The organism is Streptomyces sp. ISL-96 (genome assembly GCF_018614035.1).
In the GTDB taxonomy this organism is placed as follows: Bacteria; Actinomycetota; Actinomycetes; order Streptomycetales; family Streptomycetaceae; genus Streptomyces.
Window position 1 is genome coordinate 26152 of sequence record NZ_JAGGPA010000028.1, and the last position, 12123, is coordinate 38274.

Here is a 12123-nt window from a genome sequence, read left to right on the forward strand (position 1 = left end):
CGCGGTCGGACGGAGTATGAAGCCGATGAGCGGAGGAGCTGTGACCACCAAGGGAGACCTGACGCCGGGCAGGGACGACGCCCTCGTCGTGCTGAAGAACGTCAACAAGCACTTCGGCGCGCTGCATGTGCTCCAGGACATCGATCTGACCATCACCCGTGGCGAGGTGGTCGTCGTCATCGGGCCGTCCGGGTCCGGGAAGTCCACGCTGTGCCGCGCCATCAACCGTCTGGAGGCCATCGACTCGGGCGAGATCTTCATCGACGGCAAGCCACTGCCCGCCGAGGGACGCGAGCTGGCCAGGCTGCGGGCCGATGTGGGCATGGTCTTCCAGTCGTTCAACCTCTTCGCCCACAAGACCGTGCTGGACAACGTGACGCTGGGCCAGATCAAGGTCCGTAAGAAGGACAAGAAGGCGGCCGAGGAACGGGCCCGCGCGCTCCTCCAGCGGGTCGGCGTGACCGAGCAGGCCGACAAGTACCCCGCACAGCTCTCCGGCGGCCAGCAGCAGCGCGTGGCGATCGCCCGCGCGCTGGCGATGGAACCGAAGGTCATGCTCTTCGACGAGCCGACCTCGGCACTCGACCCCGAGATGATCAACGAGGTGCTGGAGGTCATGCAGCAGCTCGCCCGTGAGGGCATGACGATGGTCGTCGTCACGCACGAGATGGGCTTCGCCCGTTCGGCCGCCAACCGCGTGGTGTTCATGGCGGACGGCCGCATCGTGGAGGAGACGACACCCGACCAGTTCTTCACCAATCCGCGCAGCACCCGCGCCAAGGACTTCCTGTCGAAGATCCTTCACCACTGAACAGGGATGATCACCATGAAGATTCTCAAGGTCACCGCCGCGGCCGCCGCCGCGCTCGCACTGTCCCTGAGCGCCACGGCCTGCGGCTCCGACGACGGCGACGAGAGCGGTACGGGCGGCGGTGGGGACAAGCTCACCGTCGGTATCAAGTTCGATCAGCCGGGCCTCGGCCTGAAGACGCCGGACGGCAAGTACACGGGATTCGACGTCGACGTGGCGACGTACGTCGCCAAGGAGCTCGGCACCGAGCCCGGCGACATCGAGTGGAAGGAAGCCAAGAGCGCCGACCGCGAGACGCTCCTGGAGCGCGGCGATGTCGACTTCATCGCGGCCACCTACTCCATCAACGACGAACGTGAGAAGAAGGTCGACTTCGCCGGCCCCTACCTGCTCGCGCACCAGGACATCCTGGTCCGGGCGGACGACGACTCCATCAAGAAGCCCGAGGACCTGAACAACAAGAAGCTCTGCTCGGTCACCGGCTCCACCTCCGCGCAGAACGTCAAGTCGAAGCTCGCGCCGAAGGCGCAGCTCCAGGAGTACGGCGGCTATTCGGAGTGCCTGACCGGCCTGGAGAACAGGGTCATCGACGCGGTCACCACCGACGACGTGATCCTCGCCGGCTATGCCGCGCAGAAGGAGCACCAGGGCAAGTTCAAGCTGGGCGGCTTCAAGCTGAGCAACGAGAACTACGGCATCGGCGTCCAGAACGGCAGCGATCTCAAGGCCAGGATCAACACCGCCCTGGAGAAGATGGTCGATGACGGCTCCTGGGACGAGTACGTCAAGAAGAACTTCGGCCCGGCCAACTACAAGAACGAACCCGCCCCGGAGATCGGCAACATCGTCCGCTGACGCACCTCCACACACGCGGAAAGCGGGCGATCGTGTTCGACTTTCTTGAGGGTTACGATCTGCTGGGCGCCTTCTGGGTGACGGTACAGCTCACCGTCTACTCGGCCATCGGCTCCCTGATCTGGGGAACGATCCTGGCCGCCATGCGGGTGAGCCCGGTGCCGCTGATGCGCGGCTTCGGCACCTCGTACGTCAACGTGGTGCGGAACATTCCGCTGACGGTGATCATCGTCTTCACCTCGCTGGGCCTCTTCCAGACGCTCAGCGTCAGTCTCGGCGCCCAGGATTTCGAGACCATCAACTTCAGGCTTTCCGTGCTCGGCTTCATCGCCTACACCTCGGCGTTCGTCTGTGAGGCGCTGAGGTCCGGGACCAACACGGTGCCTGTCGGTCAGTCGGAGGCAGCGCGTGCCATCGGCCTGAGCTTCACGCAGGTGCTGTCGCTGATCGTCCTTCCGCAGGCCTTCCGTTCCGTGGTGGGGCCGCTCGCGAACGTACTGATCGCACTGACCAAGAACACCACGGTGGCCGCCGCGATCGGTGTGGCCGAGGCGGCCACCCTGATGCGGGAAATGATCGAGAACGAGGCGCAGCTCATCCTCATCTCCGCCATTTTCGCGCTCGGGTTCATCTGCCTCACCCTCCCGACCGGACTGATCCTCGGCTGGGTGAGCAAGAAGGTGGCGGTGAGGCGATGACGTCCGTTCTGTACGACGTTCCCGGGCCCCGCGCGAAACGGCGCAACGTCCTGTTCACGATCGTGTTCCTGGTGGCGCTCGCGGCACTGATCTGGTGGGTGCTGAAGGCCCTCGCCGACAAGAACCAGCTCGAGTGGATCAAGTGGGAGCCGTTCTTCACCGACAGCCGGGCCTGGACGACGTACATCCTGCCCGGTCTCGAGAACACGCTCATCGGCGCTTCCCTCGCCATGGTCATCGCCCTGCCCCTCGGAGCGCTCTTCGGTATCGCTCGGCTCTCCGACCACTGGTGGGTACGGGGCGCGGCCGGCACCGTGGTCGAGTTCTTCCGCGCCATCCCGGTGCTGATCCTGATGCTCTTCGCCAACGAGGCGTACTCCGAGTACACCGACATCAGCCCGGACAACCGGCCGCTGTACGCCGTGGTGACCGGCCTCGTCCTCTACAACGCCTCGGTACTCGCCGAGGTGGTGCGGGCCGGCATCCTGTCCCTGCCCAGCGGCCAGACCGACGCGGCCAAGGCGATCGGCATGCGCAAGGGCCAGACGATGCGGTACGTGCTGCTGCCGCAGTCGGTCACCGCGATGCTGCCGGCGCTCGTCAGCCAGCTGGTGGTCATCGTGAAGGACACCGCGCTCGGCGGCGCGCTGCTCGGCTTCTCCGAGCTGCTCGCATCGGTCCGCCCGATGAGCGCGAACTACGGCGCGAACACCATCGCCAGCTTCACCGTCGTCGCCGTGCTCTTCGTGCTGCTGAACTTCGCGCTGACCACCTTCGCCAGCTGGCTGGAGGGCAGGCTGCGGCGCGGCAAGAAGTCCACCGGCGCGGTGGTGGGCGTCGACGCCGTCGAGGAGCTCGCGAGACCCGGCGAACATATGGGCCCGGGCGGCCCGGACAGATCGTAAAGCTGAGCGAACGGCCCCTCACGACCGGCAACAATGGCTGCCATGGCCGAGATACCTGCCGTACTCCGGCAACGATGGGTGACGCCCGCCGGCGCTGAGCCGCCCGGGATTCTGGTCGTCGAGCACGAGGCGGAGTGTCCGCCCGGACTGTGGGGCGGGTGGCTCGCCGAAGCCGGTCTGCGGCTGCACGTCGTGCGTCCCTACCTGGGTGAGCCCCTGCCCGAGGACGTCGACCACTTCGCCGGACTCCTCGTCCTGGGCGGATCCCCGGGCCCTTGGGACGACGACCGCTTCCCGTGGCTGCCCGCCACCCGGGCCCTCCTGCGTGCGGCCTTCGAGCGCGGCACTCCCACGTTCGGCATCTGCCTCGGGGCCGAGCTGATGACCGCGGAGTTCGACGGCCGTACGGAACGCCGTGATGTGCCTCAAACCGGTGTGTACGACCTGAAGGTGCTCCCCGCGGCGGCCGAAGACCCCGTCTTCGCCGGACTGGCCGACTGCCCGCCGGCCATGCTCTGGCACCGGGAGGAAATGGCCGTCCTGCCGCCCGGCGCGGTCCTTCTCATAGGCGGCACCGACTCCCCGCACCAGGCCTTCCGCCTCGGCGATCAGGCGTGGGGAACCCAGTTCCACCCCGAGGCGACGCCAGAGATCGTCACGGGCTGGGCCCATGAGAGCGCCATGCTGCGCAAGGCCGGGGCCGAGGCGGACGAGATCGTCGCGCAGGTGACGGCGGCAGCGGCCGAGACGACCCGGACCTGGCGCCCCGTCGCCCACCGCTGGGCCGCCCTGGTCCACCAGCGCCACAGGGATCGCGTCCCGCCGTCATGAGAGGCTGGTCGCCATGAGCACACCACCGGACGGGCTCCCGGCCTATCGCGTTCTGACCGGCCCCGACGACGCGGCGTTCTGCCGACGGGTGAGCGAGGCGATCGCGCTCGGCTATCAGCTGTATGAAGGCCCCGCCGTCACCTTCGACGGCGAGCGCGTGATCGTGGCACAGGCACTGGTCTGGCCGGCGAAGCGGTAACAGCCGGGCAGACGATATTGTGCGGCCCGAGAAGTGGCTGACCACGGTGGTGCCGAGGAAGGGGGGTGGAGTTTCGCCATGGCGATATCCATGAGCAGTGTGGATCTTTTCGACGAGGCGTACGCCCTTGACCCCTTTCCGGTGTGGGACGCGCTGCGCGAGACCGCGCCCGTGCACTACGAACCGGACACGGGCCTGTGGCTGGTGAGCCGCTACGACGACGTGCGAGCGGTGTTGCTCGATACGGACACCTTCCTGCCGGACAACGCGATGGACGCGATCGGCCGCTTCTCGGTGCAGACCCTGCGCGTCCTCGCCCGGGCGAAGTTCGCCCTGCCGCCCACGCTGGCCAGCAACGGCGGCGAAAGCCACGCCGGCTACCGGCGCATCATGACCCGGCTGCTCAACGCCCAGGCCGTCACCGCCGCCGTGCCGATGGTCGAGCAGGTGGTCGGGGAGTGCCTGGACCAGGTCGGGGAACGGCTCGACACCGACGGTGTGTGCGACCTGGCCACCACGCTCGCCCAGGACGTCCCGTTGCGGGTGCTGCTGCGGCTGATCGGCCTCGAACGACAGGCCAATGACGTCGGCATCGACAACCTGGCCCGCTGGAGCGACGCCTCGCTGGAGCTCTTCTGGGGCCGCCCGGACGCCGGCCGGCAGCGCGCGCTGGCATGCGAAGCAGCCGACTTCTACTCGTGGCTGAGGGAACTGGTGACCAGGCCCGGCCCCCAGGAAGACACACTGCTCGGCGCACTGGCGGCGCACCGGCTGCCGGGTGGCGAGCCACTGGGCGTGGCCGAGACCGCGGCGGTGCTCTACTTCATGATCATCGCCGGTCAGGCCACCACCCGGCAGATGCTGAGCATCATGTACCGGCGCGCGCTGGCCGAACCCGGGCTGTGGCAGCGCTTCGCCGACGAGCCGGGCAGTGCGCAGCCGTGGACCGAGGAGGTGCTGCGCCGCGAGCCCCCGATCACCACCTGGCGCAGGGTCACCGGCCGGCCGGTCACCCTGCGCGGAGTGGACATCCCGGCGGGCGCGCCGCTGCTGCTGATGCTGGCCTCCACTGGCTCGGACCCCGAGATGTTCGAGAACCCGGAGCAGCTCTGCCCGTACCGGCCGAACCCGCGCAAGCATCTGGCCTTCGGCGTAGGGCGCCACAGGTGCTCAGGCGCCGAACTGGCCAGGATGGAGGCCGGCGTGATGATGCGGATGACCGCGTCGCGACTGCCCGGTCTGCGGCTCGCGGACACCTCATCGCCCCCGGAGATGCTGGGGCTGCTGTCCTTCCGGGCGCCGCTGCACGTTCTCGTGGAACGGGGCTGACCGTACGCCGCACGCCGCGCCTCACCCCGACGAAGGGTGAGGCACGGCGGCTTCGGTGATCAGCCGGCGGACGGCAGGTCCTGCCGCACGGTGATCGCGTTCAGCCGGATCGCGTACCGCGCGGTGTCCCCGACGGTCAGGGAACGGACCTGCTCCGGGCCGAGCGCGACCGTCACATTGGCGCAGAAGGCGATCGCGTAGACAGAGGCCTCCGTCTCCTCGTCCTGGAGGGCGAACAGCAGGTTGTAGTAGTAGCTCGTACGGTCCGGCTCCTCCCGGTAGAAGGAGAGGTGCGTGCCCTCCTGCCCGCCCAGGCCGACGAAGGCTTCGGTCAGCGCCCGCTCGACCTTGTCCCAGAACACGGGATTGGCCGTCGGGAGCGGAAGGGCCTGGCGTACAGCCTCCTTGAGGGACAGGACCATGACGCTGACGGGAGCGGTCTCCTGCAGACCCCAGCCACGGATGATCTTTACGGTCGAACAGTCCGGGATGCCGCTCGCCGCCCGGCTGATCTCACCGAAGTCGAAGTCCACGGTCGCCGGGGCGATCGCGTGCTGGAATCCGGCCTCAATGTCCCGCGCCCTGCCCATGAAGGACGACCCCACCTCGAAGACCGTCCTGAACGTTGTCTTCTCGGTGGCGATCTGGTCAGCCATCGCTGCTCCTAGCGTGTCGGAAATGATCGCGCCCGGTCGGAGAGTATGCCGTCCGTACGCTCGCCCTCCGCACGGGGCACGGTTCGTCCCCACGGCCGTCAGAGCGGGTCGACGGGCAACCAGGACAGATCGTCCAGGGACGGCTCGGCCGACGGCTGCTGACCGTCGTTCAGTGACTGCTCGATCCACATGACCTTGCCGGTCGCCGTGTACCTGGTTCCCCACCGCCCGGCGAACTGGGAGACCAGGAACAGACCGCGCCCGCCTTCGTCGGTGGTGGCGGCGCGCCGCAGGTGCGGGGCGGTGCTGCTGCCGTCGGACACCTCGCAGATCAGACCGCGCTCGTACATCAGCCGTACGTGGATCGGCTCGGAGCCGTAGCGGATGGCGTTGGTGATGAGCTCGCTCAGCATGAGTTCGGTGGTGAACCCGATGTCCCCGAGCCCCCACGTCTCCAGCTGACGGCCGCACGCGGCGCGGACGGGTGCGACGGCCGCGGGGTCGGCGGGGACGTCCCAGTCGGCGACCCGGGCACGGTCCAGCAGATGAGTGCGGGCCACCAGCAGCGCGATGTCGTCACTGCGGTGCGGCGGCAGCATCGCACTGAACACGGCCTGGCAGGTCTCCTCGGGCGTCGGGTTCGTGTCGTCGGCGAGGGTGTCGCGCAGGAGGCGCAGACCGGTGTCGATGTCGCGGTCGCGGTACTCGATGAGGCCGTCGGTGTAGAGGACGAGCCGGCTGCCCTCGGGCAGGAGCACTTCGGCGGTCTCGAAGGGCAGGCCGTGGAGGCCGAGCGGCGGGAAGACGGGGATGTCCAGGATTTCCACCGAGCCGTCGGGGCGGACCAGCGCGGGGGCGAAGTGCCCGGCCGTAGCCATGCTGCACACGCCCGAGGCCGGATCGTAAATGGCGTACAGGCAGGTGGCGCCCGTGATGCCGTCGCCGCCTTCGTCCCCCTCCTCGTCGTCGATACGGGAGACCAGCTCGTCGAGGTGGCCCAGGAGCTCGTCCGGTGACAGGTCGAGGGCGGAGAAGTTGTGGACGGCGGTGCGCAGCCGGCCCATGGTGGCGGCGGCGTGCAGGCCGTGGCCGACGACGTCGCCGACGACCAGGGCGACCCGCGCCCCCGGCAGAGGGATGACGTCGAACCAGTCGCCACCCACCCCGGCCTGCGCGGGCAGGTAGCGGTACGCGACATCCACGGCATCCTGCTCGGGCAGGACGCGGGGCAGCAGGCTGCGCTGGAGAGTTACGGCCATCGTGTGTTCACGGGTGAAGCGACGAGCGTTGTCGATGGCGACCGCGGCGCGGGCCGCCAGTTCCTCGGCGAAGGCCAGATCTTCCTCCCCGAAACGCTCAGTGGGCTCCGCGCGCCAGAAATTCGCCATGCCGAGGACGACACCACGGGCCTGCAACGGCACGGAGACCAGGGAACGGATGCCGTAGGCGAGAGCCCGGTCGGCCCCCACCGGATCCTGGGACCGCCAGCCGTGGGCCACCGTCAGATCGGCCTCCAGCACCGCATGGCCGCTTGCCAGCGCCGCTGCCATCGGCGTCGTGGGGACCACGAACCTGATCAGGTCGCCCACCGGCTGGAACGGCCGGTCCTCCTCGCGGCGGCCGCTCACAGCGGCGCGGCGCATCGCGGTGTACGCGCCTGTCGGCTCCTCGCCGTGCAGTACGGGGTCCAGCAGCTCCACCGTGGTGAAGTCCGCGAACCGGGGGACCGCCACCTCGGACAGTTCCTCGGCGGTACGCGTCACGTCCAGCGTGGTGCCGATCCGCACCCCGGCCTCGTACAGCAGCTTCAGGCGCTCCCTGGCCACCTCCGCCGCGCCGGACAGCGCGCGCAGCTCGGTGGTGTCGCGGAGCGTCGCGGCGGTGCCGGGGGGACCGCCGTACGGGGCGGTGGGGCGTGTGTTGACAGCCAGCAGGCGGTCCCCGGCCAGGTGCACCTCGTCGGTCACGGCGCGGCCCGAGGCCAGCAGCTCGGCGATGGATTCATCGAGGCCCACCTCGGTGACGTGCCGGCCCTCCGCGCCCGCGGGCAGCTCCAGGAGCCTGCGTGCCTCGTCGTTGACCAGCGTCAGCCGGCCGTCGTCCCCGACGATGAGCACCCCTTCCCGGACGGCGTGCAAAACCGCGTCGTGGTGTTCGTACATCCGGGTCATCTCGGTGGGGCCGAGGCCGTGCGTCTGCCGGCGCAGCCTCCTGCTCACGAGCACGGAGCTGCCTGTGGCGAGAACGAGTGCGGCGGTGGCCGAGGCCAGGAGCATCGGCAGCTGGCGGTCCACCGCGTCCCCGACGTTCTCGACGGTGACACCGGCGGCCACCAGGCCGACGACGGAACCGGCGCGGTCCACTACGGGCACGACGGCCCGGGCCGCGTCGTTCGGGGCGCCCGTGAAGATCTCCGTGAAGGCCGTTCCGCCCGAGGCGCGTTCGATCCCCTCGGCGCGCTCGCCGATCAGCGTCGGATCGGTGTCGACGTACCGGGTGCCGTCCGGTGCCATCACTGCCATGAAGTCCAGGCCCGACCCCCGCCGGGCCGACTCCGCGTGGGCTTGCAGAACGGCGGCCGGGTCGGGGGACCGCAGGGCCTCGACGGTGCCCGGGGCGTCCGCGAAGGCCGCCGCGGCGGCGAGCGAGCGGTTACGGGCGTCCCGCTCGCTGTCGTGGCGCGTCTGGAACGCGAGTGCGACCACCGCGGCGGTGATCAGCAGCACCGCGACCACGATCTGGAGGAAGAGGACCTGACCGGCGGCGCTGCGCACCTCCAGCCGGGAAAGCACTCCTCGTCGTGACGGGCGCGGTGACCCCACATGCCTGGATCGTCCGAGGCGTCCGCTCATGCCCCATTTTTAGCATTTAGTGACATTTCAGGGGCGGCCGTGGACGGCGACGGCTCCTTCTAGAACGGGAGCGGGCCGACCCCGGAAATCTTCAGCCGCCCGCTGCCGATGGCGGTGCGCTTCGCCAGGACAGTCGCCTCCCGGCCGTCCGGCAGCCGCAGTGTGGCGTGGTCGCCCTCCATCGCCGCGAAGAACTCTTCTGTCGCCCTGTCGGTCTGCGCGCTGCCGCCCCACTCGGCCAGCTCGGCCCGGCCTCCGCTGAGCGTGGCCACTACATCGATCTCGACATCACCGGTGATGAGGACCGCGGGCCCCTGGTAGTTACTCATGGTCCCCAGTGTGCGCCCACTGGCCGCCGCGTCCTACCACAGGGGCGAGGCGCGCTGGGTGTACGACCGGCTGTGTGCTCCAGCGGGGTGCCCTCGGGCGCCCTGCTGGAGCACACAGCCGTGACGTTCTCAATTACTCGCTACGGGAAGGGTGTTCACCCACCCCGGCGGTCGCTCTAGTACGGTCCGTTGACGTTGTCGATCGAGCCGTAGCGGTCCGCGGCGTAATTGCAGGCGGCGGTGATGTTGGCGACCGGGTCGTAGCTGTCCATCGAGGTTCCGGGGACGTGGTAGGCCGCGAAGGTCGGCTGGATGACCTGGAGGAGCCCCTTGGACGGCGTACCGGCCACGGCGTTGGAGTCCCAGTTGTTGATGGCCATCGGGTTGCCCGAGGACTCACGCATGATGTTGCGGTGGATGCCCTCGTACGTGCCGGGGATGCCGTGCTTGGCCATGACGGCCAGCGACTCCTTGATCCAGCCGTCCAGGTTGTTGGCGTACGTCGTGGTCTTCGCGACGGCGGTGCGGGTCTCGGAGCGGTCGGCCCGCTCGGTGGGGGCGGCCTTCGCGGGCGTCTTCGCCTTCGGCTTGGCCTTCGCGCCGATCGTCAGCTTGAGGCCGGGGTGAATCAGCGCCGGGTTGTCGCCGATGACCTGCCGGTTGTCCTCGTACAGCTTCTTCCAGCCACCGCTCACGGAGCGCGCGTCCGCGATCTTGAAGAGAGAGTCGCCCGAGACCACGGAGTAGGTCGTGGGGCCGGCCTTCTTCGCGGCGGCGGCGACGGCCGGTGCGGCCTTTTCGACAGCGGCGGGCTGCGCGGCGGTGGCGGAGGTCGCCCCGATCAGCGGCAGGGCGAGTGCGGCGCCACCCGTGGTCGCGGCGATGAAACCGCGAGTGAGGGATCTGGCCTTGGGACGACGGTGCTTACCCTTCGAGGGCATAACGAATTCCTCTCCGTCGCCTGCGAGGTGAGCTGTCGGGTTCGGGCTGGAGATGCCCGGTCGCATGGTCAATGCGACTTCACCCCAAGCCGTTCCGGATTCCGGATCGGCGGCTTACCTGGTTCCCCCGCTCCTGCCGTACGTGAGTGTGAGTGGGTGCGGATTCCGGACGGCGGCAGGATTCGGCGGTCCACCCGGATTGACGGTGACGGTAAGCGAGACAGGCAGGGAAGAACAAGCCCCGGATTCCGCGTCGCAATGGAGAGGACGTATCAGGACGTGGAAACTCCTGTCACTGTCCGTGGGCGGCAGGCGCAACTTTCCCTCTGTTGAAGGGAACTGAGTCGCTGGCACTACCGCATTTCGCTGCGGACGTGACTCCTGTCACGGATGACGTCGAGCGACCGACCATTCAGGCAAACCGCCCACATGGGGCATTCATGGGCGGAAACGTGCGCTATTGGTGCGGCATTGGGCGAGGGTGCGTGCGCCGGGCGCCTGAACTTCTGTTCCCCTGCGGCCATTTGAGCGCCCATCGCCCAGGCCGGACCGGACTCTGTTTACGGCAGAGGTGTGCCCCCAGTGGCGTTGACGATCTCAGCCGTGATGTAGCTCGCCTGCGGAGAAGCGAGGAACACATAGGCCGGGGCCATTTCGGCAGGCTGTGCGGGGCGGCCCAGAGGCGACTGCTTTCCGAACTTCGTGGTGTCCGGCATGGTCGCGGGAATCAGTGGCGTCCATACCGGCCCCGGAGCGACAGCGTTGACGCGGATTCCACTGGACGCCACCATTTGCGCCAGCCCCTGGGTGAAGGCGACGATGGCCGACTTGGTCATGGCGTAATCGAGCAGATGGGGGCTGGGCTTGTATGCCTGGACGGAGGTGGAGTTGATAATGCAGCCGCCCTCGGGGATGTGGGGGAGGGCCATCTTCGACAACCAGAACATGCCGTAGAGGTTGGTCTTCATGACCCGGTCGAATTGATCGGTCGTGATGGCGCCAATGCCGTCCGGCTGGGACATCTGATAGGCGGCGTTGTTCACCAGAATGTTGATGTGGCCGAATTCGGTGACCGCGCGGTCAATGAGCGCACGGCACTGTTCCTCCTCCCGGATGTCGCAGCTCACCGCGACAGCCCGGCGGCCCGCCTCCTCGACGAGGCGGGAGGTCTCGGCGGCCTCTTTCTCCTCCTGAGGAAGATGAGTGAGCAGAACATCGGCGCCCTCACGCGCGAAGGCCAGGCACACCGCCCGGCCGATCCCGGAGTCCCCGCCGGTCACCACTGCCGCGAGGCCTTTCAGCAGCCCGTTTCCCCGGTAGGAGTCCTCGCCGTGATCGGGCGGAGGGTCCATCGGGCCCGTCCAGCCGGGGTGCTCCTGTTCCTGGTCCGGAAGCTCCGGCTGCGGGTGCTTCGTGACGGGGTTTTCCGCCTCGCGGCTCTCTTCGTTCATCGCGGCCTCCTTGTTGATCGGATTTGGTCACATCTGGGTTCCCCAAAGCGCGGTGCTCGAATCCGGGAGCCGCTCCCAAGCGCGCGACGGCTGAGCCGCCGTACCGGCATCAGGCGCCAAGGGGCCTTGTCATGTGCATTGACACGCCCGCACGCCCGCTGCTTGATTGATGCCGCACCACGTTTGGGAGCGCTCCCATTCGCCCCCGAAGTCTTCTGACAGGGAGATCCGCACGTGAGTCATCACAGAAGAAGCCGAAGAGGGTT

12 protein-coding genes and 1 riboswitch are annotated in these 12123 nt (G+C 68.4%); of the genes, 7 read left to right on the forward strand and 5 right to left on the reverse strand.

Annotation, left to right across the window (positions count from 1 at the left end; all coding sequences use genetic code 11):
- Positions 1-25 precede the first annotated feature (25 nt).
- From J7E96_RS20170 to J7E96_RS20200, 7 genes are all read left to right on the forward strand, one after another.
- A complete protein-coding gene (locus tag J7E96_RS20170) occupies positions 26-811 on the forward strand; it encodes an amino acid ABC transporter ATP-binding protein (RefSeq protein WP_215133048.1) in 786 nt (261 codons plus the stop codon).
- Between the two features lie 15 nt (positions 812-826).
- Positions 827-1666: a glutamate ABC transporter substrate-binding protein gene (locus J7E96_RS20175; RefSeq protein WP_215133049.1), complete on the forward strand. Its 840-nt coding sequence runs from the start codon at positions 827-829 to the stop codon at positions 1664-1666.
- Positions 1667-1698: 32 nt separating this feature from the next.
- Complete coding sequence (locus J7E96_RS20180; protein ID WP_215133050.1) at positions 1699-2364, forward strand: amino acid ABC transporter permease; 666 nt, start codon at positions 1699-1701, stop codon at positions 2362-2364.
- Positions 2361-3269: an amino acid ABC transporter permease gene (locus J7E96_RS20185; protein WP_215133051.1), complete on the forward strand. Its 909-nt coding sequence runs from the start codon at positions 2361-2363 to the stop codon at positions 3267-3269. The genes J7E96_RS20180 and J7E96_RS20185 overlap by 4 nt, the downstream gene beginning before the upstream one ends.
- Before the next feature lie 42 nt (positions 3270-3311).
- The gene (locus J7E96_RS20190; RefSeq protein ID WP_215133052.1) at positions 3312-4100 is read left to right on the forward strand and encodes a type 1 glutamine amidotransferase; all 789 of its coding nucleotides are present in this window, start codon (positions 3312-3314) and stop codon (positions 4098-4100) included.
- Positions 4101-4113: 13 nt separating this feature from the next.
- Entirely contained in the window at positions 4114-4299 is a 186-nt protein-coding gene (locus J7E96_RS20195) for a DUF1737 domain-containing protein (RefSeq protein ID WP_215133053.1), read from the forward strand.
- Between the two features lie 78 nt (positions 4300-4377).
- Positions 4378-5628: a cytochrome P450 gene (locus J7E96_RS20200; RefSeq protein ID WP_215133054.1), complete on the forward strand. Its 1251-nt coding sequence runs from the start codon at positions 4378-4380 to the stop codon at positions 5626-5628.
- A gap of 59 nt (positions 5629-5687) precedes the next feature.
- On the opposite strand, the gene J7E96_RS20205 is transcribed toward J7E96_RS20200, so the two are convergent.
- The 5 genes from J7E96_RS20205 to J7E96_RS20225 all read right to left on the reverse strand — a co-directional run bounded on the left by J7E96_RS20205 (position 5688) and on the right by J7E96_RS20225 (position 11857).
- Positions 5688-6284: a Type-2Aa cytolytic delta-endotoxin gene (locus J7E96_RS20205; protein ID WP_215133055.1), complete on the reverse strand. Its 597-nt coding sequence runs from the start codon at positions 6282-6284 to the stop codon at positions 5688-5690.
- Between the two features lie 98 nt (positions 6285-6382).
- Positions 6383-9136 (reverse strand): SpoIIE family protein phosphatase, encoded by a 2754-nt coding sequence (locus J7E96_RS20210; protein ID WP_215133056.1) that lies wholly within the window; start codon positions 9134-9136, stop codon positions 6383-6385.
- 59 nt (positions 9137-9195) lie between these two features.
- Positions 9196-9465 (reverse strand): DUF4873 domain-containing protein, encoded by a 270-nt coding sequence (locus J7E96_RS20215; protein ID WP_215133057.1) that lies wholly within the window; start codon positions 9463-9465, stop codon positions 9196-9198.
- Between the two features lie 176 nt (positions 9466-9641).
- Positions 9642-10406, reverse strand: coding sequence for a transglycosylase SLT domain-containing protein (locus J7E96_RS20220; RefSeq protein WP_215133058.1), 765 nt, complete (start codon positions 10404-10406; stop codon positions 9642-9644).
- Between the two features lie 4 nt (positions 10407-10410).
- A riboswitch (cyclic di-AMP (ydaO/yuaA leader) is annotated at positions 10411-10575 on the reverse strand.
- Between the two features lie 391 nt (positions 10576-10966).
- Positions 10967-11857 (reverse strand): SDR family oxidoreductase, encoded by an 891-nt coding sequence (locus J7E96_RS20225; protein WP_215133059.1) that lies wholly within the window; start codon positions 11855-11857, stop codon positions 10967-10969.
- Positions 11858-12123: the final 266 nt, after the last annotated feature.